The organism is Aminobacter ciceronei (genome assembly GCF_014138625.1).
GTDB classification, from domain to species: Bacteria; Pseudomonadota; Alphaproteobacteria; order Rhizobiales; family Rhizobiaceae; genus Aminobacter; species Aminobacter ciceronei.
In genome coordinates this window covers 58,697-80,510 of sequence record NZ_JACJHY010000008.1, presented here as the reverse complement: position 1 = coordinate 80,510, position 21,814 = coordinate 58,697, and the positions used below count along the sequence as shown (strand labels likewise).

The 21,814-nt window shown below is 63.8% G+C and carries 22 protein-coding genes; 13 read left to right on the top strand and 9 right to left on the bottom strand.

The features are described 5' to 3' along the window. Nucleotides 1–106 precede the first annotated feature (106 nt). The 4 genes from HNQ95_RS10410 to ccmA all read right to left on the bottom strand — a co-directional run bounded on the left by HNQ95_RS10410 (nucleotide 107) and on the right by ccmA (nucleotide 2,301). Entirely contained in the window at nucleotides 107–685 is a 579-nt protein-coding gene (locus HNQ95_RS10410) for a DsbE family thiol:disulfide interchange protein (protein ID WP_154386752.1), read from the bottom strand. Then, nucleotides 682–846, bottom strand: a complete 165-nt coding sequence (gene ccmD / locus HNQ95_RS10405) for a heme exporter protein CcmD (RefSeq protein WP_067956069.1) — start codon at nucleotides 844–846, stop codon at nucleotides 682–684. The genes HNQ95_RS10410 and ccmD overlap by 4 nt, the downstream gene beginning before the upstream one ends. 120 nt (nucleotides 847–966) lie before the next feature. Further along, nucleotides 967–1,632, bottom strand: a complete 666-nt coding sequence (ccmB, locus tag HNQ95_RS10400) for a heme exporter protein CcmB (protein ID WP_067956070.1) — start codon at nucleotides 1,630–1,632, stop codon at nucleotides 967–969. Between the two features lie 57 nt (nucleotides 1,633–1,689). Further along, nucleotides 1,690–2,301 (bottom strand): heme ABC exporter ATP-binding protein CcmA, encoded by a 612-nt coding sequence (gene ccmA / locus HNQ95_RS10395; RefSeq protein WP_182574009.1) that lies wholly within the window; start codon nucleotides 2,299–2,301, stop codon nucleotides 1,690–1,692. Between the two features lie 284 nt (nucleotides 2,302–2,585). Between ccmA and acnA the strand changes: the two genes are divergently transcribed. Further along, nucleotides 2,586–5,276 carry an aconitate hydratase AcnA gene (acnA, locus tag HNQ95_RS10390; protein WP_067956075.1) on the top strand — a complete coding sequence of 897 codons (2,691 nt, stop codon included), beginning with the start codon at nucleotides 2,586–2,588 and terminating at the stop codon, nucleotides 5,274–5,276. Nucleotides 5,277–6,040: 764 nt separating this feature from the next. Here the strand turns inward: acnA and HNQ95_RS10385 are convergent. Further along, nucleotides 6,041–6,487 carry a GNAT family N-acetyltransferase gene (locus HNQ95_RS10385; RefSeq protein WP_067956076.1) on the bottom strand — a complete coding sequence of 149 codons (447 nt, stop codon included), beginning with the start codon at nucleotides 6,485–6,487 and terminating at the stop codon, nucleotides 6,041–6,043. A 229-nt stretch (nucleotides 6,488–6,716) separates the two neighbouring features. Between HNQ95_RS10385 and mdh the strand changes: the two genes are divergently transcribed. From mdh to lpdA, 11 genes are all read left to right on the top strand, one after another. Further along, a complete protein-coding gene (gene mdh / locus HNQ95_RS10380) occupies nucleotides 6,717–7,685 on the top strand; it encodes a malate dehydrogenase (RefSeq protein ID WP_067956077.1) in 969 nt (322 codons plus the stop codon). A 12-nt stretch (nucleotides 7,686–7,697) separates the two neighbouring features. Next, nucleotides 7,698–8,894 (top strand): ADP-forming succinate--CoA ligase subunit beta, encoded by a 1,197-nt coding sequence (gene sucC, locus HNQ95_RS10375; protein WP_182574008.1) that lies wholly within the window; start codon nucleotides 7,698–7,700, stop codon nucleotides 8,892–8,894. A 4-nt stretch (nucleotides 8,895–8,898) separates the two neighbouring features. Further along, nucleotides 8,899–9,795: a succinate--CoA ligase subunit alpha gene (sucD, locus tag HNQ95_RS10370; protein WP_067956079.1), complete on the top strand. Its 897-nt coding sequence runs from the start codon at nucleotides 8,899–8,901 to the stop codon at nucleotides 9,793–9,795. 121 nt (nucleotides 9,796–9,916) lie between these two features. Continuing rightward, complete coding sequence (locus HNQ95_RS10365; RefSeq protein WP_067956080.1) at nucleotides 9,917–12,907, top strand: 2-oxoglutarate dehydrogenase E1 component; 2,991 nt, start codon at nucleotides 9,917–9,919, stop codon at nucleotides 12,905–12,907. Between the two features lie 23 nt (nucleotides 12,908–12,930). After that, a complete protein-coding gene (gene odhB / locus HNQ95_RS10360) occupies nucleotides 12,931–14,202 on the top strand; it encodes a 2-oxoglutarate dehydrogenase complex dihydrolipoyllysine-residue succinyltransferase (RefSeq protein WP_182574007.1) in 1,272 nt (423 codons plus the stop codon). Nucleotides 14,203–14,328: 126 nt separating this feature from the next. Next, nucleotides 14,329–14,742 carry an MAPEG family protein gene (locus HNQ95_RS10355; RefSeq protein ID WP_067956084.1) on the top strand — a complete coding sequence of 138 codons (414 nt, stop codon included), beginning with the start codon at nucleotides 14,329–14,331 and terminating at the stop codon, nucleotides 14,740–14,742. A 36-nt stretch (nucleotides 14,743–14,778) separates the two neighbouring features. Further along, nucleotides 14,779–15,237 (top strand): VOC family protein, encoded by a 459-nt coding sequence (locus tag HNQ95_RS10350; RefSeq protein WP_067956086.1) that lies wholly within the window; start codon nucleotides 14,779–14,781, stop codon nucleotides 15,235–15,237. Beyond that, complete coding sequence (locus tag HNQ95_RS10345; protein ID WP_182574006.1) at nucleotides 15,234–15,878, top strand: LysE family transporter; 645 nt, start codon at nucleotides 15,234–15,236, stop codon at nucleotides 15,876–15,878. The genes HNQ95_RS10350 and HNQ95_RS10345 overlap by 4 nt, the downstream gene beginning before the upstream one ends. Further along, nucleotides 15,878–16,372, top strand: coding sequence for a hypothetical protein (locus tag HNQ95_RS10340; RefSeq protein WP_067956089.1), 495 nt, complete (start codon nucleotides 15,878–15,880; stop codon nucleotides 16,370–16,372). Before HNQ95_RS10345 ends, HNQ95_RS10340 begins: the two co-directional genes overlap by 1 nt. Then, on the top strand, nucleotides 16,369–17,124 hold the full coding sequence (locus tag HNQ95_RS10335; RefSeq protein ID WP_067956090.1) for an SDR family oxidoreductase: 756 nt from the start codon (nucleotides 16,369–16,371) through the stop codon (nucleotides 17,122–17,124). The genes HNQ95_RS10340 and HNQ95_RS10335 overlap by 4 nt, the downstream gene beginning before the upstream one ends. A gap of 26 nt (nucleotides 17,125–17,150) precedes the next feature. Continuing rightward, complete coding sequence (gene lpdA / locus HNQ95_RS10330) at nucleotides 17,151–18,557, top strand: dihydrolipoyl dehydrogenase (RefSeq protein WP_182574005.1); 1,407 nt, start codon at nucleotides 17,151–17,153, stop codon at nucleotides 18,555–18,557. 92 nt (nucleotides 18,558–18,649) lie between these two features. Here lpdA and HNQ95_RS10325 read toward each other — a convergent pair whose 3' ends face one another. Beyond that, a complete protein-coding gene (locus HNQ95_RS10325) occupies nucleotides 18,650–19,003 on the bottom strand; it encodes a hypothetical protein (protein WP_083948376.1) in 354 nt (117 codons plus the stop codon). Between the two features lie 48 nt (nucleotides 19,004–19,051). Then, a complete protein-coding gene (locus HNQ95_RS33610) occupies nucleotides 19,052–19,324 on the bottom strand; it encodes a hypothetical protein (protein WP_246340668.1) in 273 nt (90 codons plus the stop codon). Between HNQ95_RS33610 and HNQ95_RS10320 the strand changes: the two genes are divergently transcribed. Beyond that, nucleotides 19,268–19,666, top strand: coding sequence for a DUF2867 domain-containing protein (locus HNQ95_RS10320; protein ID WP_312870924.1), 399 nt, complete (start codon nucleotides 19,268–19,270; stop codon nucleotides 19,664–19,666). The two genes, HNQ95_RS33610 and HNQ95_RS10320, sit on opposite strands and share 57 nt — an antisense overlap. A 9-nt stretch (nucleotides 19,667–19,675) precedes the next feature. Here HNQ95_RS10320 and HNQ95_RS10315 read toward each other — a convergent pair whose 3' ends face one another. Together HNQ95_RS10315 and HNQ95_RS10310 are read right to left on the bottom strand one after the other, a co-directional pair. Further along, a complete protein-coding gene (locus tag HNQ95_RS10315; protein WP_182574004.1) occupies nucleotides 19,676–20,746 on the bottom strand; it encodes a TraB/GumN family protein in 1,071 nt (356 codons plus the stop codon). A gap of 121 nt (nucleotides 20,747–20,867) precedes the next feature. Continuing rightward, nucleotides 20,868–21,806: a tyrosine recombinase XerC gene (locus HNQ95_RS10310; RefSeq protein ID WP_067956094.1), complete on the bottom strand. Its 939-nt coding sequence runs from the start codon at nucleotides 21,804–21,806 to the stop codon at nucleotides 20,868–20,870. Nucleotides 21,807–21,814 lie beyond the last annotated feature (8 nt).

The window sequence follows — 21,814 nt, the reverse complement described above, 5'->3', positions numbered from 1 at the left end:
GCCACCGGTCGCGCCCTCACGGCGCGCCTCTCCCCAGCGGTTGTATGAAAACGTAGTTGAAATCTTGATGATTCGCACGTGGTGCGCGAGCCGGCCCCGATCCGGTCTATTGCGCCGCCAGTGCCTTCTCGATTTCGGGCATGAGTGTCGTGCTCACCGCCTCCGGCGACAGCGGTCCGACATGCTTGAAGGCAACTTTGCCGTCCTTGCCCAGAAGGAAGGTCTCCGGCACACCATAGACACCCCAGTCGATCGCCGTGCGGCCGTTCTGGTCGACGCCGATCGCCTTGTAGGGGCTGCCGAGGTCGCCGAGAAAACGACGGGCATTCTCGGGCTTGTCCTTGTAGTTCAAGCCGGCGATGGAAAAGCGCTGGTCCTTCGACAGTTCGAGCAGCACCGGGTGTTCCTCGCGGCATGGCGCGCACCACGACGCCCAGACATTGACCAGCGTGACCTTGCCGGCGAAGTCGGCTGAGTTCAGCCCGGGAACCTGCATGCCTTCGAGCGGCGGCAGGTCTGTCTCTGGCGCCATCTGGCCGATCAGCGCCGAGGGCACCGCGGTGAGGTCGCGGCCGGACAGCAGCTGCGCCAGAAACAGGCCGGCGAGGCCCATGAAAATCAGCAGCGGCAGCAGAACCATAAGCCTGCGAGGCCGCGCCGTCGGCTTCTGGCTGTCGGTGCTCATGCCTTGGCCTTGTCCGAGCGACGGCGATGGCCGGCGGCCTCAAGTTCGGCCATTTCGCGCTTGCGCGCGCGCTGGTCGGCAAGAATCCACAGCACCAGTCCGACGATGGCAATCGCCGAAACGGCATATGCCGCGGTGACATAGAGGGCATGCGCGCTCATCGGGCACCCTGGCAAGACGTGGTCATGTCGCTGTTTCCGAGCATGTCATTCACTTAGCGGCGAGGCTGCCGCTGCGCAATCGGACGCCGCGCCGCACCGTTGCGGTTGAAGGAAACGTGATCAGTCGGTGCCCGAGCGAAGCGCAACCGCCGCCGCCAATGGGCCGATGACGGCGAGGAACATCGTCAATGCGCAAAGAATCAGGAACGGCGGGGTGAACGGGTCGGGGTCGTTGACAGCACCGTAGCTTGCTGTGACGCCGAAGATCAGCACCGGGATGACCAGCGGCAGCACCAGCACCGAGATCAGCAGCCCGCCCCGCGGCAGGGCGACGGTGACGGCGGCACCCGTCGCGCCGATGAAGACGATGGCCGGCGTGCCGACGAGCAAGGTGAGTGCCGCGGCCCCGATGCCGATGAGCTCCATGTTCATGAACAGGCCAAGCAGGGGGGCTGCGATAACCAGAGGTAACACGCTTGCTGTCCAGTGCGCCAGGCATTTGACCAGCACCGTCAGCGCCAGCATGTGGCGGTCGGCATTGAGCACCAGAAGATCGAGCGAGCCGTCCTCGCGGTCGGCCTGGAACAGCCGGTCGAGGCCGAGCAGGCTGGCCAGCAGCGCGCCGATCCAGAGAATTGCCGGGCCGATGCGGGCAAGCAGGTTGAGATCGGGCCCGACGCCGAAGGGGATGGTGACGATGACGGCGAGGAAAAACAGCACGCCCGTCAAGGCGCCACCGCCGGCGCGGACGCCCATGCGTAGGTCGCGAAGGTAGAGGGCTAGCATGGGAGCTGCCTTCCGTTGATCTGTTCGGAGAGGGGGGTGGGAAGAAGGGCAGCGTTTTCAGACATGCACCCGCCCCATCTCCAGCGCCTTCACTCCCTCCAGCCCAAGCGGCAGATGGGTCGCGGCGACGACGATTCCGCCCGCCGCGCAATGATCCCGCATCAGCCCTGCCAAGCGCGCGTCGGACGCCTTGTCGAGACCTGCAGTCGGCTCGTCGAGCAGCCAGACCGGGCGGTGGCTGATGCGCAGCTTGGCGATCGCGGCACGGCGCTTCTGGCCGGTGGAGAGGTAGCCGAAGGGCAGGTGGCTGAGGCCGCCGAGGCCGACATCGTCCAGGGCGTCAGCAATGCCCAGCTTTCCGCTGCCCGCAAAGCTTTGCCAGAATTCGAGATTCTCGCGAACCGTCAATGCGGCCTTCATTGCGTTCTGATGACCGAGATAGTGGCAGGCTGCGGCAACGGTCGGAAACTCCTCGCCGCCGCCCTCGATGCCGATTCGTCCCGATGCATGCGGCAAAAGCCCGGCGATGACGCGCAGCAGGGTCGACTTGCCCGAACCGTTGGGGCCGGTGACGATCAGCGCCTCGCCGTTCTCCAGCGTGAAGCCGATGTCTTCGAAAACCGGCTCGCCACCCCGTTCACCGCTGAGATTTTCGGCGATCAGCCGCATTCTTCCCCCGTCGCCGAAACCATCTCGCTGCCGCTTTGCGTCGCAGCAAAATAGGCGAATCTCCGTCTAGAACTATTCCAATAAATTCTCTATATGCCACTCGACCATGCCAGCGGTCGGCATGGAAACAGAATTTGCGCCGAACCAGCGCACGCGCCGCCTTGAACGGCTCGGGTTGCTTGGGACCGGACAGCGGAAATGGCCGTACCCGCACCTTTGCGCGTGATTGCATGCCCATCGGAGTCCGTTCCCTTTCAGGCTGAACAGACAAGGATGGATCGCACGTGTCCAAATCACTCGACAGTTTCAATTGCCGCCGCACGCTCACCGCTGCAGGCACGGACTATGTCTATTACAGCCTCATCGAGGCCGAAAAGAACGGCCTGACCGGCATCTCGCAGCTGCCCTATTCGATGAAGGTGCTGCTGGAAAACCTGCTGCGCAACGAAGACGGCCGCACCGTCACCAAGGACGCCATCCAGGCGGTTGCCGGCTGGCTTGTCGACAAGGGCACCGCCGGCGTCGAGATCGCCTACCGCCCGGCCCGCGTGCTGATGCAGGACTTCACCGGCGTTCCGGCCGTCGTCGACCTTGCCGCCATGCGTGACGGTATCAAGACCCTGGGCGGCGACCCTGAGAAGATCAACCCGCTGGTTCCGGTCGACCTCGTCATCGACCACTCGGTCATCGTCGACGAATTCGGCACCCCGCTGGCCTTTGCCCGCAATGTCGAGCTCGAATATGAGCGCAATGAAGAGCGCTACAAGTTCCTGAAGTGGGGCCAGCAGGCGTTCCGCAACTTCCGCGTCGTGCCGCCCGGCACCGGCATCTGCCACCAGGTCAACCTCGAATACCTCGCCCAGACGGTCTGGACCAACACCGAGGATGGCGTGACGACCGCCTATCCCGACACCTGCGTCGGCACCGATTCGCACACCACCATGGTCAATGGCCTCGGCGTGCTGGGCTGGGGCGTCGGCGGCATCGAGGCTGAGGCCGCGATGCTCGGCCAGCCGGTCTCGATGCTTCTGCCCGAGGTCATCGGCTTCCGCCTGACCGGCAAGCTCAAGGAAGGCGTCACCGCCACCGACCTGGTGCTGACCGTCACCCAGATGCTGCGCAAGAAGGGCGTCGTCGGCAAGTTCGTTGAGTTCTTCGGCCCCGGTCTCAGCAACATGACGCTGGCCGACCGTGCCACCATCGGCAACATGGCGCCGGAATATGGCGCGACCTGCGGCTTCTTCCCGGTCGATTCCGAGACCATTCGCTATCTCAACATGTCGGGCCGCGCCGAAAACCGCATTGCACTGGTCGAGGAGTTCTCCAAGGCGCAGGGCATGTGGCGCGACGCTTCGTCGGCCGATCCTGTCTTCACCGACCTGCTCGAGCTCGACATGGCGTCAGTCGTTCCATCGATGGCCGGCCCGAAGCGTCCCGAAGGCCGCATCCCGCTCGAAGGCATCGCCTCGGGCTTCGCGACCGCGCTCGAAGCCGAGTACAAGAAGACCGTCGACACCGCCAAGCGTTATGCGGTCGAGGGTGAAAAGTTCGACCTCGGCCATGGCGACGTGGTGATCGCTGCGATCACCTCCTGCACCAACACCTCGAACCCGAGCGTGCTGATCGGCGCCGGCCTTCTGGCCCGCAATGCCAACCGCATCGGCCTCAAGCAGAAGCCGTGGGTCAAGACCTCGCTGGCGCCCGGTTCGCAGGTGGTTGCCGAGTACCTCGAGAAGTCGGGCCTGCAGAAGGAGCTCGACCAGATCGGCTTCAACCTCGTCGGCTTCGGCTGCACGACCTGCATCGGCAACTCCGGCCCGCTGCCGGCGCCGATCTCCAAGACCATCAACGACAAGGGCCTGATTGGCGCGGCCGTGCTCTCGGGCAACCGCAACTTCGAAGGCCGCGTGTCGCCCGACGTGCAGGCCAACTACCTGGCCTCGCCGCCGTTGGTGGTCGCTTACGCGCTCGCCGGCACTGTGACCCTGGACCTGACCTCCGAGCCGATCGGCGAGGACCGTGACGGCAAGCCGGTGTTCCTGAAGGACATCTGGCCGACCAATGTCGAGATCGAGCAGTTCATCGCCGAAAACGTCACCCGCGAGCTGTTTGCCCGCAAATATGCCGACGTCTTCAAGGGCGACGAGAACTGGCAGAACGTCAAGGCGCCGGAAGGCCAGACCTATGCCTGGGACGACAAGTCGACCTATGTGCAGAACCCGCCTTACTTCGTCGGCATGGGCTCGAAGCCGGGCCAGATCGGCAAGATCCAGGGCGCGCGCGTGCTCGGCCTGTTCGGCGACAAGATCACCACCGACCACATCTCGCCGGCTGGTTCCATCAAGGCGGCTTCACCTGCCGGCAAGTACCTGACCGACAACGGCGTCGGCGTTGCCGACTTCAACCAGTACGGCACGCGTCGTGGCAACCACGAAGTGATGATGCGCGGCACGTTTGCCAACATCCGCATCCGCAACCACATGCTGGGCGAGAACGGTCGCGAGGGTGGCTACACCTTCCACTATCCGTCCAAGGAAGAGATGCCGATCTACGATGCCGCCATGCAGTATCGCAGCGAAGGTACGCCACTGGTGATTTTCGCCGGCGTCGAGTACGGCAACGGCTCGTCGCGTGACTGGGCTGCCAAGGGCACCAACCTGCTCGGCGTTCGCGCCGTCATCGCCCAGTCGTTCGAGCGTATCCACCGCTCGAACCTGGTCGGCATGGGCGTGATCCCCTTCACCTTCGAGGAAGGCACGTCGTGGAAGACACTTGGCCTCAAGGGTGACGAGCAGGTGACGATCGACGGCCTCGAGACGATCAAGCCGCGCCAGAAGATGGTGGCCAAGATCACCTTCGCCGACGGTTCGGTGAAGGACGTTCCGATCCTCTGCCGCATCGATACCCTTGATGAGCTCGACTACTTCAAGAACGGCGGCATCCTGCAGTACGTTCTGCGCGACCTCGCCGCGTAAGTTTTCGCAGCGATTCATGTGAAACACCGCCGGGGCGAAAGCTCCGGCGGTTTTTTGCAGGTGCTGTTTGCAATAGACGTATTCCCGGTCCAGGGGCGCCGGGCAGGAGCCACTTGGCCGCCAGATGGGTCGGCGACGCGATCGGCTGCAGTTTCTGGATGTTCAGGGGCTGGATCGTGTTCGACGGCCGGTCGCAGCGGTCTTGGCCTTCATCGCGGCGGGCAGCATCGGGCCATGCCGCGTGTCTCTGACCCTTCTCAGCGTTCCCTATGTGCCGCTCTGTGCGGCCTGCCGTCGCCCCGTAGTGCAAGGGTCCCATGCGCGGGATCGGCGACTTGTCCCATGGTACTACGTCTTTGCATTCCCGATGCAGCAGATGACGGTTGCGCGCCCAGAGCGGCGGCTGAGCCTGATCGTGGTGCCTATGAAGCTTAATCTTCGGCGTCATGATCCTTCGCACCCCCCTCTGGCCTGCCGGCCATCTCCCCCACAAGGAGGGAGATCATGCCTTCATCCGCGCCTTGCCTTACCATTGACGTTGCAAGAGCATTTCCAGCAATCTTGCAGAATGAGCGCCGGCAGCGGAGAGACTAGTCTCCCTCCTTGTGGGGGAGATGCCCGGCAGGGCAGAGGGGGGTGCGAAGGAACGAGACGATGGAAACCAGGCCAGCGGCATCGCCGGAGCGTGAAGGCGTGAGGATCCTATCCCGCTCTCTTCCGTAGGCCCCGCCAAAACGAAGGTCAGGCCGTCATCGACGCTCCACTTATTTCGATCCTTCCCCAAGATCGTAGAGATACATCACAAAGCTCCCCACCGGCTCGGCCGGCTCCTTGCGCCCGTCATAGAGGGCGCGGGCGGGGAGGTTGTCGGGTTCGGTGCCGAGCCAGGCTTCTTCGCAGCCGGCTTCGCGGCCGGCGTTGAACAGCGCGTCCATCAGCAGGTTGGCGATGCCGCGGCGCTGCCAGGCGGGCGAGACGCCGACTTCGTCGACATAGAGTTCCGACGGCTTGTCGACGTGGTGGTGGATCATGCCGGCTGCCTGCGCCACAACCTGGCCATCATCGAGGGCGACGAAGAGCAGATGGCCCGGGGAGGCGAGGCAGGCCTTCAGGCGGAGCGGGTCGACCGGCTCGTCGAAGACGTCTGCGGCGACGGTGTCGAGCAGGCGTTCGTCGCCAGGACCGAGTCTGCGGATCTCGATGGGAGGCATCGTACTCTTCACCATTTCTTCGTAAAGTCGTCACAAAACTTTGACGTTTACGTAAATCCCGTTGTTTCTAACCGATTGAAAAAGTTGAGGTCAAAATAATCGGTTGAATTTTTTTGGCCATGGAGCTATTGCGAGCCGCTATTTCTGGCTGCATTTCCGCGGCCTCTCTGGCCCAAACCTAATCCACCCCGCCGCCACGGCGTCGTTACAGGCAAAGGGAAATTCCTTCATGGCACGCAACAAGATAGCCCTCATCGGCTCCGGCATGATTGGCGGCACGCTCGCCCATATGGTTGGCCTCAAGGACCTCGGCGACGTGGTCATGTTCGATATTGCCGAAGGCATCCCGCAGGGTAAAGGTCTCGATATCGCGCAATCTTCGACGGTCGACGGCTTCGACTCGCGCTACACCGGCGTCAACGACTATGCCGGCATCGAGGGTGCCGACGTCTGCATCGTCACCGCCGGCGTGCCGCGCAAGCCCGGCATGAGCCGCGACGACCTGCTCGGCATCAACCTCAAGGTCATGGAACAGGTCGGCGCCGGCATCAAGAAGTATGCCCCGAAGGCCTTCGTCATCTGCATCACCAACCCGCTCGACGCCATGGTGTGGGCGTTGCAGAAGTTCTCGGGCCTGCCCAAGAGCCACGTCGTCGGCATGGCCGGCGTGCTCGACTCGGCGCGTTTCCGCTACTTCCTGTCGGAAGAGTTCAAGGTTTCGGTCGAAGACGTCTCGGCGATGACGCTGGGCGGCCACGGCGACGACATGGTGCCGATGGTGCGCTATTCGACCGTTGCCGGCATTCCGCTGCCGGACCTGGTCAAGATGGGCTGGACCAGCCAGGACAAGCTCGACGCCATCGTCGAGCGCACCCGCAAGGGCGGCGGCGAGATCGTCGGCCTGCTCAAGACCGGCTCGGCCTACTACGCGCCGGCCTCGTCGGCGATCCAGATGGCCGAAGCCTATCTCAAGGACAAGAAGCGCGTGCTGCCCTGCGCGACGCACCTGTCGGGCCAGTATGGCGTCAAGGACATGTATGTTGGCGTTCCCGTGGTGATCGGCGCCGGTGGCGTCGAGCGCATCATCGAGCTCGACTTCAACAAGGCCGAGCAGAAGATGTTCGAGAAGTCGGTCGAAGCGGTGAAGGGTCTGTGCGAGGCCTGCGTCGCCATCGCGCCGAACCTCGGCAAGAAGTAAGGGACAACGGGCATGAACATCCACGAATATCAGGGCAAGCAATTGCTCAAGGGTTTCGGTGCTCCCGTCGCTGACGGCGTGCCGGTGTTCAAGATCGAGGAAGCCGAAGCTGCCGCCAAGGCGCTGCCGGGCCCGCTCTACGTCGTGAAGAGCCAGATCCACGCCGGCGGGCGCGGCAAGGGCAAGTTCAAGGAACTGCCCGCCGACGCCAAGGGCGGCGTGCGTCTCGCCAAGTCGGTCGACGAGGTCGTGGCGTTTGCCAAGGAAATGCTCGGCAACACGCTGGTGACCAAGCAGACCGGCCCGGCCGGCAAGCAGGTCAACCGCCTCTATATCGAGGACGGCGCCGACATCGACCGCGAGCTGTATCTGTCGATCCTCGTCGACCGTTCGGTCGGCCGCATCGCCTTCGTGGTTTCGACCGAGGGCGGCATGGACATCGAGGCTGTCGCCCATGACACGCCGGAGAAGATCATCACCGTTGCGATCGACCCGGAGAAGGGCGTGACGGCTGACGACCTCAAGGCGCTGAATTCGGCGCTGAAGCTCTCAGGCGAGGCGGCCAAGGACGGCGAGAGCCTGTTCCCGATCCTCTACAAGGCGTTTGTCGAGAAGGACATGAGCCTGCTCGAGGTCAATCCGCTGATCGTCATGAAGAATGGCCGCCTGCGTGTGCTCGATGCCAAGGTGTCGTTCGACAACAATGCGCTGTTCCGCCACGCCGACGTGCTCGAGCTGCGCGACACCACCGAAGAGGATGCCAAGGAGATCGAGGCGTCGAAATACGACCTCGCTTATGTGGCGCTCGACGGCAACATCGGCTGCATGGTCAACGGCGCCGGCCTGGCGATGGCCACGATGGACATCATCAAGCTCTATGGCGCTGAGCCTGCCAACTTCCTCGACGTCGGCGGCGGCGCTTCCAAGGAGAAGGTGACGGCAGCGTTCAAGATCATCACCGCCGACCCGGCTGTCGAAGGCATCCTGGTCAACATCTTCGGCGGCATCATGAAGTGCGACGTCATTGCCGAGGGCGTGATCGCGGCGGTCAAGGAAGTCGGCCTCAAGGTTCCGCTGGTTGTGCGCCTCGAAGGCACCAATGTCGAGCTGGGCAAGAAGATCATCAACGAGAGCGGGCTGAACGTCATCTCGGCCGACGACCTCGACGACGCGGCGAAGAAGATCGTCGCTGCGGTGAAGGGAAACTGAGCCAATGTCCATTCTCATCGACAAGAACACCAAGATCCTGGTGCAGGGCCTGACCGGCAACACCGGTTCGTTCCACACCGAACAGGCGCTGGCCTATCACGGCACCAAGATGGTCGGCGGCATCCACCCCAAGAAGGGCGGCGAGACGTGGGACGGTTCCGTGCCGCTGCCGATCTTTTCGACGGTTGCCGAAGGCAAGGAAAAGACCGGCGCCAATGCGTCCGTCGTCTACGTGCCGCCGGCAGGTGCCGCCGCAGCGATCATCGAGGCGATCGACGCCGAGATCCCGCTGATCGTCTGCATCACCGAAGGCATCCCGGTCACCGACATGATCAAGGTCAAGGCACGCCTCGACCGCTCGAAGTCGCGCCTCATCGGCCCGAACTGCCCCGGCATCGTCACGCCGGACGAGTGCAAGATCGGCATCATGCCGGGCAACATCTTCCGCAAGGGTTCGGTCGGCGTTGTTTCGCGCTCGGGAACGCTTACCTATGAAGCGGTGTTCCAGACCACCAATGCCGGTCTCGGCCAGTCGACGGCTGTCGGCATCGGCGGCGACCCGGTCAAGGGCACGGAATTCATCGACATGCTCGAGATGTTCCTGGCTGACGACGAGACCAAGTCGATCATCATGATCGGCGAAATCGGCGGCTCGGCCGAAGAGGACGCAGCGCAGTTCCTCATCGACGAGGCCAAGCGCGGCCGCAAGAAGCCGATGGCCGGCTTCATCGCCGGACGCACCGCACCGGAAGGCCGTACCATGGGCCACGCCGGCGCAGTGATCTCCGGCGGCAAGGGCGGCGCGGAAGACAAGATCGCGGCCATGGAGGCAGCGGGCATCCGCGTGTCGCCGTCGCCTGCACGCCTCGGCACCACGCTGGTCGAGGCGATCAAGGGCTAAGGCCAAGTGAATAGGGGAGTAGGGCAGTACGGGCAGCAGGAATTCCAGATCATTGCCCTACTGCCTTACTGCGCTACTCCCTTCAAAACAGGAGAGGAGCCAGAGGCTCCGCAGGACAAAGATGGCACGATCCGATCAGGCCAACGACCAATTTTCCCTCACCTCGTTCCTCTATGGCGGCAATGCCGACTACATCGAGGCGCTGCACGCCGCCTATCTCGACGACCCTGAAGCGGTCGACCAGGAGTGGCGCGACTTCTTCGGCGCGCTGAAGGACGACGCCGGCGACATCCGCAAGAACGCCAAGGGCGCCTCGTGGTCGACGCCGAGCTGGCCGCTGCAGGCCAATGGCGAACTGGTTTCCGCGCTCGACGGCAACTGGGGCATGGTCGAGAAGCTGATCGAGAAGAAGGTCAAGGACAAGGCTGTCGCCACAACCGGCGCCGAGCCGTCCAAGGCCGACGTGCTGCAGGCGACGCGCGACTCGGTGCGCGCCATCATGATGATCCGCGCCTACCGCATGCGCGGCCACCTGCACGCCAATCTCGACCCGCTCGGCATCGCCAAGCCGCTCGAGGATTATAACGAGCTGTCGCCTGAGGCCTATGGCTTCACCGCCGCCGATTACGACCGGCCGATCTTCATCGACCATGTGCTGGGCCTCGAATACGCGACCATCCGCGAGATGCTCGAGATCCTGAAGCGCACCTATTGCTCGACGCTCGGCGTCGAGTTCATGCATATCTCCGATCCCGAGGAAAAGGCCTGGATCCAGGCCCGCATCGAAGGTCCGGACAAGGCGATCGAGTTCACGCCCGAGGGCAAGAAGGCGATCCTGTCGAAGCTGATCGAGGCCGAGGGCTTCGAGCAGTTCATCGACGTCAAGTACAAGGGCACCAAGCGTTTCGGCCTCGACGGCGGCGAGTCGCTGATCCCCGCGCTCGAGCAGATCGTCAAGCGCGGCGGCTCGCTCGGCCTCAAGGAGGTCGTGCTCGGCATGGCCCATCGCGGCCGCCTCAATGTCTTGACCAACGTCATGGCCAAGCCGCATCGCGCCGTGTTCCACGAATTCAAGGGTGGCTCCTACGCGCCTGACGACGTCGAGGGTTCGGGCGACGTGAAATACCACCTTGGTGCCTCGTCGGACCGCGAGTTCGACGGCAACAAGGTCCATCTGTCCTTGACCGCCAACCCCTCGCATCTCGAGATCGTCGATCCGGTGGTGATGGGCAAGGCACGCGCCAAGCAGGACCAGCTTTTCGGTCGCGCCCGCGGCGAGATCGTACCGCAGGAAGAGCGCGCCAAGGTGATGCCGCTGCTGTTGCACGGCGATGCGGCATTCGCCGGCCAGGGCGTGATCGCCGAAATCCTCGGCCTGTCGGGCCTGCGTGGTCATCGCGTCGCCGGCACGCTGCACTTCATCATCAACAACCAGATCGGCTTCACGACGAACCCGCGCTTCTCGCGCTCGTCGCCCTATCCGTCCGACGTTGCCAAGATGATCGAGGCGCCGATCTTCCACGTCAACGGCGACGATCCGGAAGCGGTGGTGTTCGCGGCCAAGGTCGCGACCGAGTTCCGCATGAAGTTCCACAAGCCGGTTGTCGTGGACATGTTCTGCTACCGCCGCTTCGGCCACAACGAAGGCGACGAGCCTGCCTTCACGCAGCCGATCATGTACCGCAACATTCGCACCCATAAGACCACGGTGCAGACCTATGCCGACAAGCTGATGGCCGAAGGCCTGATGAACCAGGCCGAGGTCGACAAGATGCGCGCCGACTGGCGCGGCTTCCTCGAAGCCGAGTTCGAGGCGGGCCAGGCCTACAAGCCGAACAAGGCCGACTGGCTTGATGGCGCGTGGTCGGGCATGCGCACGGCCGACAACCAGGACGAACAGCGCCGCGGCAAGACCGCGGTGCCGGTCAAGACGCTGAAGGAAATCGGCAAGAAGCTGACCGAGGTGCCGAAGGACTTCGAAGTCCACCGCACCATCGGCCGCTTCCTCGAAAACCGCCGCCAGGCGATCGAATCGGGCGAAGGCATCGACTGGGCAACGGCGGAATCGCTGGCGTTCGGCTCGATCCTGCTCGACGGCAATCCGATCCGCCTGTCGGGCCAGGATTCCGAGCGCGGCACGTTCTCGCAGCGCCACACCGTGCTCTACGATCAGCGTGACGAAAACCGCTACATCCCGCTCAACAATTTGTCGGCGGCGCAGGCCGGTTACGAGGTCATCAACTCGATGCTCTCGGAAGAAGCCGTGCTTGGCTTCGAATATGGCTACTCGCTCGCAGAGCCCAAGGCGCTGACGCTGTGGGAAGCGCAGTTCGGCGACTTCGCCAACGGCGCCCAGGTGGTGTTCGACCAGTTCATCTCGTCTGGCGAACGCAAGTGGCTGCGCATGTCGGGTCTCGTCTGCCTCTTGCCGCACGGCTATGAAGGCCAGGGCCCCGAGCACTCGTCGGCTCGCCTCGAGCGCTTCCTGCAGCTCTGCGCCGAAGACAACATGCAGGTGGCCAATGTCACCACGCCGGCCAACTACTTCCACATCCTGCGCCGGCAGCTGAAGCGCGACTTCCGCAAGCCGCTGATCCTGATGACGCCGAAGTCGCTGCTGCGCCACAAGCGTGCCGTGTCGTCGCTGTCGGAGATCTCGGGCGAGAGCTCGTTCCACCGTCTCTTGTGGGACGACGCCCAGTATCTCGGCGATCAGCCGATCAAGCTGGTCAAGGACTCGAAGATCCGCCGCGTCGTGCTGTGCACCGGCAAGGTCTATTACGACCTCTACGAGGAGCGCGAGAAGCGCGGTATCGACGACATCTATCTGTTGCGCGTCGAGCAGCTCTATCCGTTCCCGGCCAAGGCGCTGATCACCGAGCTCAGCCGCTTCCGCAACGCCGAAATGGTGTGGTGCCAGGAAGAGCCCAAGAACATGGGCGCGTGGTCGTTCATCGACCCGTATCTGGAATGGGTGCTCGCCCATATCGACGCCAAGCACCAGCGCGTGCGCTACACCGGCCGTCCGGCTGCCGCCTCCCCGGCGACGGGCCTGATGTCCAAGCACCTGGCGCAGCTCCAGGCATTCCTCGACGACGCCCTCGGCGAATAAACAAAGAACGGACAGGCAAAAAAATGGCTACCGAAATCCGTGTCCCTACCCTCGGTGAATCCGTTTCCGAGGCAACCATCGGCAAGTGGTTCAAGAAGGCCGGCGACGTGATCGCCGCCGATGAGCCTTTGGTCGAGCTCGAGACCGACAAGGTCACCATCGAAGTGCCGGCGCCGGCCGCCGGCGTGCTGGTCGAGCTGACCGTCAAGGAAGGCGAAACCGTCGGCGTCGGCGCGCTGCTTGGCACCATCGGTGCCGGCGATGGCGCCGTGGCAGCAACCAAGCCCGCAGCGGTTGCCCAGGCGTCCGCGCCGAATGCGGCATCGACCGTCAAGGAAGCTGTCGCGCAGACCGCATCGGTTGCCGGCTCGCCGCCCATCGAAGAGCGCAAGATGCCGCCGGCACCGGCTGCTGCCAAGATTCTGGCCGAGACCAACCTGTCGGTCGACCAGGTCGCCGGCTCCGGCAAGCGCGGCCAGGTGCTGAAGGGCGACGTGCTCGAAGCCATTGCCAAGGGCGTTTCGGCGCCCGCCGCTGCACCGGCCGCTGCCGCCGCACCGGTTGCGGCACGCGTTCCCTCGTCAACCGAAGACGCTCCGCGCGAAGAGCGCGTGCGCATGACCAAGCTGCGCCAGACGATCGCGCGCCGCCTCAAGGAAGCGCAGTCGACGGCTGCCATGCTGACCACCTTCAACGAGGTCGACATGAGCGCGGTGATGGCGCTGCGCACCAAGTACAAGGACATCTTCGAGAAGAAGCATGGCGTGAAGCTCGGCTTCATGGGCTTCTTCACCAAGGCGGTGACCCATGCGCTGAAGGAAATCCCGGCCGTCAACGCCGAGATCGACGGCACCGATATCATTTATAAGAACTTCGCCCATGTCGGCGTTGCCGTCGGCACCGAAAAGGGCCTGGTGGTTCCGGTGGTGCGCGATGCCGACCAGATGTCGATCGCCGAGATCGAGAAGGAAATCGGTCGCCTCGGTCTCGCCGCGCGCGATGGCAAGCTGTCGGTCGCCGACATGCAGGGCGGCACCTTCACCATCTCCAACGGCGGCGTCTACGGCTCGCTGATGTCGACGCCGATCCTGAACGCACCGCAGTCGGGCATCCTCGGCATGCACAAGATCCAGGACCGTCCGGTCGTTGTCGGCGGCCAGATCGTCATCCGCCCGATGATGTATCTTGCACTGTCCTACGATCACCGCATCGTCGACGGCAAGGAAGCCGTGACCTTCCTGGTCCGCGTCAAGGACAGCCTGGAAGATCCGGAGCGTCTGGTTCTCGACCTCTGATCGAAAAAGGCTTCAAGGGGCCCGGCTGACCGGGCCCCTTTGCTTTCCTGAGCTAATGCCGGACTTGCCAGCGGCCGGAGACGCCGTACTGATCAGCTATCTTGCGCTTCGAGGGCGGTAGTGGTGATGGAACCCGCAGCAGCATCGACTGAAATCTGGGTTCTGGGCTGGAGTGTCGTGCTGCTGATCGCGCACATACTGGTGCAGGCGCTTTCGCTCGACCTGTCGGGCGATTTCAGCATCAAGTATCTGCTCAGTTCGCGTGACGACGGCCGCGCGCCGAAGAGCATCGTTTCGGGGCGTCTGATCCGGTCGCTCAACAACATGCTGGAGACCTATCCCGCCTTCATCGCGCTGGCGTTGGCGCTGGCGGTGACAGGCAAGACGGGCGAGCTGGGTGCTCTGGGCGCCGTGATGTGGATCGTCGCCCGCCTTGTTTATGCCTTGCTGTACGTGGCCGGAATTCCGGTGCTGCGTACGCTCGTCTGGTTCGTTTCGATCGCCGGGCTGGTCCTGATGGTCGTGCGCCTGATGACGTAACATTGCCGCCTGAAGAAACCGAAACGAGACGGTCGCATGGCTTTCGAACCAGACATTCCCGCAATCCAGGTGCATCTGTGCGTCAAGGACGGCAAGGAGGCGATCGCCTTCTACGAAAAGGCGTTCGATGCCGTCGAGACCTTCGAGCAGATGGCCGATGACGGCGTGCGCGTACTGCATGCCAACCTCGCCATGTTCGGCAGCGAGGTGATGCTGCATGACGAGTTTCCCGAATTCGGCGGTGACGTGTTGTCGCCGCTCTCCCGCGGCGGCGCCAGCATGACCGTCAACATCAATTTGAAGCTGCCCGGCCAGGTCGACCAGGCGGTCGAGCGCGCGGTGGCGGCTGGTGCGAAGACTGTGATGGAGCCAGACGACATGTTCTGGGGCGCACGCTACGCCAAGATCCAGGATCCGTTCGGCCATGTCTGGGCGTTCAATGCGCCCTTGGGCAATGCGTCACTGGGCGCGCAGTCGGGGAGTGACAAGGCATGACGCAATATGCGTTCGAATTTGCCGGCCTGCTGGCCGTGTTCTCGGTGCTGATGGTGGTGCCGGGTGCCGATTTCGTCATGGTGGTACGCCAGAGCATCGTGCATGGCCGCCGTGCCGCCATCATCACCAGCTTCGGCATCGGCGTGTCACTGCTGTTTCATGTCAGCTACACCATTTTGGGCATCGGGCTGATCGTGTCGAAGTCGTTGCTGCTGTTTTCGCTGATCAAGTGGGCCGGTGCGGCCTATCTGCTCTATCTCGGTATCAAGGCGCTTCGCGCCGGGCCGATGGAGATGGCGTCGGTCGAAGTGCAGGCGGGCGCAAGTGAGCCGCGGGAGATTTCTGCTGTGCGCTGCTTCCTGACGGGCTTCGTCACCAACGCGCTCAACCCCAAGGCCGTGCTGTTCTTCCTGCCGCTGTTCACGGCGATGGTCAGCCACGAGACGCCCGCCGCGGTGAAGGGCGTCTACGGGCTGTTGATGGCCGTGGTGCTGATTACATGGTTTGTCGGCGTGTCGATGTTCTTCACCATGGCCTCGGTACGCGAGCGCTTCGTCGCCTGGGGCCGCTGGTTCAACAAGGTGACCGGCATGATCTTCATTGGGCTTGGCGTGAAGCTCGCGACCGTGCAGGCCGGCTGATGCGGCTTCAGGCACTGATCACGGCTGTTGCAGTGCTGTCGGCGACGGTGGCGCAAGCGGCATGCCCGATCGAGCTTGCTGTCTATGGCGACCGCGACGGTGCCGCCGAGATCGACTTCCGGCCGACGCTGGAATCGGCAACCGTGACCAACAGCTTCAAGATGGTGATGGACAATTCCATCGTGCTCGACGGCGTGGTGATGTGGTCGCAGGACGTGGCGCGGCCGAACGGCATGCTGATGCATCAGTGCCCGGAAGGCGACGTGACCGGCGAGGAGATCGAAGCCTGCACGGTGTGGCAGGGTGTGATCTACAGCGTCGACGAGCAGGGCAATGTCGGGCTTCTGCCCCGCGAGCGCATCGCGGCGGCCGCGCCGAAGAAACTTATCTTCTCCGACCTGGGCCACGGGCTCAGGACATCTGCAGCCTATGGTCCCCAAGGCTTTTCCAAAGTGCCGTGGGACGTTTTCGAGCTGAAGGGGTGCCAGGAATGAGCGCTCAGGGAAAAGTCCTGCTGGTCACAGGCGGCAGCCGCGGTATCGGGGCCGCCATCTGCAGGCTGGCGGCCAAGGCCGGCTATCGCGTGGCGTTCAGCTACGTGTCCAACGCTGCCGCGGCCACAGCACTGGTGGCCGAGCTGAATTCGGCAGGCGGCGATGCCATCGCCATCAAGGGCGATGTCGGTAACGAGGCCGACGTGCTCGCCATGTTCGCCGAGGTTGACCGCGCCTATGGCCGGCTCGACGCCTTCGTCAACAATGCCGGCGTGGTCGACATGAAGGCGCGCGTCGACGAGATGAGCGCCTTCAGACTCGAGCGCATGATGCGCATCAACGTCGTCGGCTCGATCCTGTGCGCCCGCGAGGCGGTGAAGCGCATGTCGAGCCTGCATGGTGGCGCGGGTGGCGCCATCGTCAACATCTCGTCGGCGGCCGCCTCGCTCGGCTCGCCCGGCGAATATGTCGACTATGCCGCCTCCAAAGGCGCGATCGACACCTTGACCATCGGGCTTGCCAAGGAAGTGGCGACCGAGGGCGTGCGCGTCAACGCGGTGCGTCCCGGCATCATCGACACTGAAATCCACGCGTCGGGCGGTCAGCCCGACCGGATCGCCGCCATTCGCGGGCTCGTGCCGATGAAACGCGAAGGCAGGGCGGAAGAAGTTGCCCGTGCCGTCATCTGGCTTTTGTCGGATGAGGCATCATATACGACGGGCTCGATTTTGAATGTGAGCGGCGGTCGCTGACCGCCCCAGGCAAGAAGGAAAGAACAATGGCATATGACGTCGTCGTAATCGGCTCGGGCCCAGGCGGATATGTGTGCGCCATCAAGGCGGCGCAGCTCGGATTGAAGGTCGCCGTGGTCGAGAAGAACGCGACCTTCGGCGGCACCTGCCTCAACATCGGCTGCATTCCCTCCAAGGCGCTGCTGCATGCGTCGGAAATGCTGGCCGAGGCGCAGCATTCCTTCGACGCGCTCGGCGTCGAGGTCGGCACGCCGAAGATGAACCTGAAGAAGATGATGGCGCACAAGGATGCGACCGTCGCTGCCAACGTCAACGGCGTGTCGTTCCTGTTCAAGAAGAACAAGATCGAAAGCTTCCAGGGCATCGGCAAGGTGTTGGGCGCCGGCAAGGTCGGCGTGACCGGGGCCGACGGCAAGACCCAGGAAATCGAGACCAAGAACATCGTCATCGCCACCGGCTCCGACGTCGCCGGCATTCCGGGCGTCAATGTCGAGTTCGACGAGAAGGTGATCATCTCGTCCACCGGCGGCCTGTCCCTGGAGAAGGTGCCTGCTCATCTGGTGGTTGTCGGCGGTGGCGTCATCGGCCTCGAGCTCGGCTCGGTCTGGGCGCGCCTCGGTGCCAAGGTGACTGTTGTCGAGTATCTCGACACCATCCTGGGCGGCATGGACGGCGACGTCGCCAAGCAGTTCCAGCGCATGCTGGCCAAGCAGGGCTTCGAGTTCAAACTCGGCTCCAAGGTGACGGGTGTCGCCAAGGCCAAGAAGGGCGCGACGGTGACCTTCGAGCCGGTAAAGGGAGGAGACACTGAGACCATCGAGGCCGATGTCGTGCTCGTTGCCACCGGCCGTCGGCCCTACACTGACGGTCTGGGGCTCAAGGAAGCCGGCGTCGAGATGGACGAGCGTGGTCGGGTCAAGACAGACGGCCATCTGCGCACCAACGTTGCCGGCATCTATGCCATCGGCGACGTCGTCTTCGGCCCGATGCTGGCACACAAGGCAGAGGACGAGGGCGTGGCGGTTGCCGAGATCATCGCCGGCCAGGCCGGCCATGTGAACTACGACGTCATCCCCGGTGTGGTCTACACCAGCCCCGAAGTGGCTTCGGTCGGCAAGACCGAAGACGAGCTCAAGAAGGCCGGCGTTGCCTACAAGGTCGGCAAGTTCCCGTTTACCGCCAACGGCCGGGCGCGCGCCATGCTGCACACCGACGGCTTCGTGAAGGTGCTGGCCGACAAGGACAGCGACAGGGTGCTGGGCGTGCACATCGTCGGCTTCGGCGCCGGCGAGATGATCCACGAAGCGGCGGTGCTGATGGAATTCGGCGGCTCGTCGGAAGATCTCGGCCGCACCTGCCATGCGCACCCGACGATGTCGGAAGCGGTGAAGGAAGCGGCACTCGCCACCTTCTTCAAGCCGATCCACATGTAAGAACCGCTGGATCGCTTCGGTCCGCAGTTCGTTTCGAACCAAATTGAAACGGCCCGCTCGATGAGCGGGCCGTTTGCATTTGAGCTGGTGCCTTAGCCGCCGGAAGGTGCCGGGGCCGGAGCCGTTGTGCCGCCGCCCGAAGGCGCTGGCTCGGCCGGAGCCGGAGTGGCCGGTGCGGGTGCAGGCTCGGCAGGTGCCGGCGCGGGGGCCGGTTCAGCAGGCGCGGGCGCCATCGTGCCCGACGGTGCCGGAGCAGCAGGTTCGGCCGGAGCTGGTGCCGGGGCCGTCGCTGCCGGTGGCTCGGCGGGTGCCGGAGCTTCGGCGGTCTTGGGACCGAAGATGTAATAGGCCACCGCGGCGAGCAGCACGACGATGATGGCTATCAGCCACGTGCTGCCCATGCTCGACTGGCCGGCCGGGCGTCCTGGATCTGGATTGTTCACCATTGAGATCTCCCTCAGCTGCGCTCCGCAATCGTTGCGTGAACATCGCAATCAACGCGCGAAGGCCGTTTCGGTTTCACTTTGACGTGAAAATTTCGAAACGAACGTTCCGGCGGCGTCGTTTCGCCACGCTCCGAAGGCGATCAAACAGGAATAGGCTCGGTCAGGTTGCAATGAGCAGAGGCCAAGAACATGCCAGTGGTGCCTGTCTTTCCCGATGCCGCGCAAATATTGCCCGGCGCGAGTTTCGCCGACAAATTTACCGTTGTGGTGCATGGCCAGCGTCTTGACGTCGGGACTGCGGCCGAGCGGGTGTTCCGCCATCGGCCGAGTTGGATCGGGGCACTGATGACGCTGCGCAACGTGATGGTCAGGCCGTTCGGCTTGAAGACTCGCGACGAAGACCTTGCGCCGGAGCTGGAACGGAAGGGGATGTTCCCTGTGCTGAGCCAGTCCGGGCAGCGGATGGTGCTTGGCTTGGACGACCACCATCTCGATTTCAGGCTGCTTGTCGAATTGACAGAGCTTGGTGGGGGCCGGCAGGAGGTCAGCGCAACAACGTTGGTCAAGCCGCACAACTGGCTCGGCCGAACCTATCTCACCATTGTCCTGCCGTTCCACAGGATCATCGTTCCGGCCATGCTGGCGCGGGCTGCCAAGCCTTAGAAGCAGTTGTCAGCGGTCGGCCACCGTCACGGTGTAACCGGCCTTGCGGAACAACTCGACCAGCCCGTCCGGGCCGGGCAGGTGCAGCGCGCCGACGGCCATGAAGGCGTCGCCCGGACCGACGAGTGGCCCGGCGCGCTCGACCATGGTTTTGTTGCGCGTCGTCACCATCGCTTCCTCGAAGGCGGCATAGCTGGTCTCGTCGCCGGCTGAGCTCGGCAGCGCATTGCGGAACAGCGGCCAGAACATGCCGGTGTCGCCGCGCTGGTAGAGCACGACCATCGTTTCGATGACATCGTTCATGCGGTTGCCGAGCTTGAGGGTTTCGACGAGGCCCTTGATATGGAATTCGATCGGCAGCGACGCCATCGCCGAGAGCTGGTCGGCCGCACTTTCGAGGCCCTTGACCTGCTTGCCGGCCGCCTTGGCCTGCTGGGCCAAGAGGATGTCGAGCACCGGCGCGCCGCCGGACTTGCGGGCGAGCTCGCAGGCTGGAAGGGCGACCATCGCCGACAGCATCCACGGCTTCATCTTGGTCACGCTTGCCGGCGGGATGCCGCGCGCTTCCAGCGCCGCATTGACGATCTTTGCTTCCTCTGCCGACAGCAACGACGGCAATGTCGTCGCATCGGTGAACATCATCAATTCGGGCTGTTTCATCAGGCCGGCGACCATCGCCTGCTGGTCGAGCACATCAGTGGTTTCGATGACCAGCGTGTGCGATCCGTCGAAGGCCTTTTGCGCCGCCGGCTCAAGCACGGTGACGCGCGGATCAGTGACATGCATTGTGCCGTAGAGCCAGGACGGCTTCTGGCCGGGCTTTTCCAGCTTCCACAACAGGCCCTGGCCGTTGAGCGTGTCCCTGGCCTCGGTTTCGATCCTGGCGAGCGCTGCCGGGTCGCTCTCCTGCAACTCGGTCAGTATGTCGGAGCCAGTGCAAACAGGCGCCTCGGCATGTGCCTTGCCGGCGAGCAGGAAGGCGATGGCGAAGAACAGGATGAAGAACAGCATGTTGAGTGCTGCAAGCAGCTTCAACGACAACAGCGAGGTGCGATCGGCAATGGCAACGAGACGTGTCATGCTGCTGGTGTAACGGTCAAAAACGGCAAAACGGTTAATGCGGTGGTGACAATTGTCGAGCCGCAGAGCTGTTGCAGGCGGAATATGCTCCGGAAATCGGGGGCGACTTTCGGACGAGGCGTCAGGCACGCGGGTGGGCGGCTTCGTAGATTTCCAGCAGCCGCGCCGTGTCGACGCCGGTGTAAATCTGGGTCGTCGACAGGCTGGCGTGGCCGAGCAGTTCCTGGATTGTGCGCAAGTCGCCGCCTCGGCCGAGCAGGTGGGTGGCAAAGGAATGGCGCAAAGCATGCGGGGTTGCCGTATCGGGCAGGTTGAGTGCTGCGCGCATCTTGCGCATCTCGCGCTGGATGATTGCCGGATCGAGCTGGCCGCCGCGCGCGCCGCGAAACAGGGCGCCGCCAGCGCCGAGATGGTAGGGGCAGAGCTTGCGGTATTCGGCGACGGCCTGGAGTGCAACTGATAGAACCGGCACGAGACGGGTCTTGCCGCCCTTGCCCGAAACGCGCAGCACGGTGTCGGCAGGCGAGGCCAGTTCCGCGCCGGACAGGTTGAGTGCTTCGGAAATACGCAGGCCTGAGCCATAGAGCAGGGTCAGCACGGCGGCATTGCGCGCGGCGATCCATGGTTCTTCGGCGAGCTGTTCGCCCACCGAGACGACACGCCTGGCATCGACCGCGGTCAGCGGTTTGGGCAGCGATTTCGGTTGCTTCGGCGCCCTGAGGGCCGACGAACCGGCTGCATTGACCAGGCCCTGGCGTTCGAGGAAGCGCAGCAGCGAGCGAACGCCGGCAAGGCCGCGCCCGAGCGTGCGGGCACCGGCGCCGTCGGCGCGGCGCGAGGCAAGGAAGCCGCGCAGGTCGGCCGGGCGCAGGTCGCTGATGTCGGAAATGCCGGGTGGGCCGCCATTGTGGCCGGTCAGGAACTGCAGGAACTGGCGTGTGTCGCGCTCATAGGCATCGACCGTTGCTGCCGAGAGGCGACGTTCGCCGGCAAGCGCCTTCAGCCAGCCTTCGCGGGCTGATTGCAGGTCGGGTTTTGCGGCGATGAGGAATTCCTGCATTGGCAGCG

Excerpts from the sequence above, each read along its gene's own strand:
- HNQ95_RS10410 (WP_154386752.1), bottom strand. The coding sequence starts at position 685 with ATGAGCACCGACAGCCAGAAGCCGACGGCGCGGCCTCGCAGGCTTATG.
- lpdA (WP_182574005.1), top strand. The coding sequence starts at position 17,151 with ATGGCATATGACGTCGTCGTAATCGGCTCGGGCCCAGGCGGATATGTG.
- ccmB (WP_067956070.1), bottom strand. The coding sequence starts at position 1,632 with ATGCTAGCCCTCTACCTTCGCGACCTACGCATGGGCGTCCGCGCCGGC.
- HNQ95_RS10345 (WP_182574006.1), top strand. The coding sequence starts at position 15,234 with ATGACGCAATATGCGTTCGAATTTGCCGGCCTGCTGGCCGTGTTCTCG.
- sucC (WP_182574008.1), top strand. The coding sequence starts at position 7,698 with ATGAACATCCACGAATATCAGGGCAAGCAATTGCTCAAGGGTTTCGGT.
- HNQ95_RS10340 (WP_067956089.1), top strand. The coding sequence starts at position 15,878 with ATGCGGCTTCAGGCACTGATCACGGCTGTTGCAGTGCTGTCGGCGACG.
- mdh (WP_067956077.1), top strand. The coding sequence starts at position 6,717 with ATGGCACGCAACAAGATAGCCCTCATCGGCTCCGGCATGATTGGCGGC.
- HNQ95_RS10355 (WP_067956084.1), top strand. The coding sequence starts at position 14,329 with ATGGAACCCGCAGCAGCATCGACTGAAATCTGGGTTCTGGGCTGGAGT.
- HNQ95_RS10350 (WP_067956086.1), top strand. The coding sequence starts at position 14,779 with ATGGCTTTCGAACCAGACATTCCCGCAATCCAGGTGCATCTGTGCGTC.
- HNQ95_RS33610 (WP_246340668.1), bottom strand. The coding sequence starts at position 19,324 with ATGGCGGAACACCCGCTCGGCCGCAGTCCCGACGTCAAGACGCTGGCC.
- HNQ95_RS10365 (WP_067956080.1), top strand. The coding sequence starts at position 9,917 with ATGGCACGATCCGATCAGGCCAACGACCAATTTTCCCTCACCTCGTTC.
- HNQ95_RS10385 (WP_067956076.1), bottom strand. The coding sequence starts at position 6,487 with ATGCCTCCCATCGAGATCCGCAGACTCGGTCCTGGCGACGAACGCCTG.
- ccmD (WP_067956069.1), bottom strand. The coding sequence starts at position 846 with ATGAGCGCGCATGCCCTCTATGTCACCGCGGCATATGCCGTTTCGGCG.
- HNQ95_RS10335 (WP_067956090.1), top strand. The coding sequence starts at position 16,369 with ATGAGCGCTCAGGGAAAAGTCCTGCTGGTCACAGGCGGCAGCCGCGGT.
- HNQ95_RS10325 (WP_083948376.1), bottom strand. The coding sequence starts at position 19,003 with ATGGTGAACAATCCAGATCCAGGACGCCCGGCCGGCCAGTCGAGCATG.
- sucD (WP_067956079.1), top strand. The coding sequence starts at position 8,899 with ATGTCCATTCTCATCGACAAGAACACCAAGATCCTGGTGCAGGGCCTG.
- ccmA (WP_182574009.1), bottom strand. The coding sequence starts at position 2,301 with ATGCGGCTGATCGCCGAAAATCTCAGCGGTGAACGGGGTGGCGAGCCG.
- HNQ95_RS10315 (WP_182574004.1), bottom strand. The coding sequence starts at position 20,746 with ATGACACGTCTCGTTGCCATTGCCGATCGCACCTCGCTGTTGTCGTTG.
- odhB (WP_182574007.1), top strand. The coding sequence starts at position 12,931 with ATGGCTACCGAAATCCGTGTCCCTACCCTCGGTGAATCCGTTTCCGAG.
- HNQ95_RS10310 (WP_067956094.1), bottom strand. The coding sequence starts at position 21,806 with ATGCAGGAATTCCTCATCGCCGCAAAACCCGACCTGCAATCAGCCCGC.